Here is a 611-nt window from a genome sequence, read left to right as displayed (position 1 = left end):
GCTCCGTTCGTGACGCTCACCAAGTACGCCGTTCCTGAGGGGCCGCTGGAGGTGGGTGATGTGGTCACCTACCGGATCGTCGTCAAGAACGAGGGCGGTGGCAACGCCGAGGCGCTGAGCCTGAGTGACGTCGTTCCGGCCGGTGCCACGTATGTGCCGGGGTCGCTGAGGATCGTCAGCGGCCCCAACGCCGGCGCGAAGAGCGACCAGCCGGACGACGACCAGGCATATTTCGACCCGGCGGGTGACCGGGTGGTGTTCCACCTGGGCAACGGTGCCACCAGCGGGCAGGGCGGCGCCCTGCCCAACACCGACACCCTGCCGGACGGTACGACGGTGGAGTACCGGGTCAGGATCGACGAGGCCAGCGCCGGCGGACACCTGGCCAACACCGCCACCGCCGCCTACGAGAACCGCCTCGGTCCCGTCCCCGAGCCGCTGACGGCCACCTCCAACGAGGCCGTCACCCAGGTCAGCCCGGCCGCCGGCCTGTCGGTGACCAAGTCCGCCGACACCACCACCGTCACCGTCGGCCAGACCGTCACCTACCGCGTCACCGTCCGCAACACCGGACCGAACGACGCCACCGGCGTCACCGTCACCGACACCCT

At 70.4% G+C, this 611-nt stretch carries 1 pseudogene; it reads left to right on the top strand.

What is annotated here, in order from left to right:
* Positions 1-611: pseudogene (locus ACY1JF_RS31930) on the top strand (hypothetical protein); the annotation flags it as partial.

The organism is Streptomyces sp. SYSU D01066-1 (genome assembly GCF_054956795.1).
The sequence above is the reverse complement of the archived record's forward strand: the minus strand, read 5'-3'. Positions and strand labels throughout refer to the sequence as shown.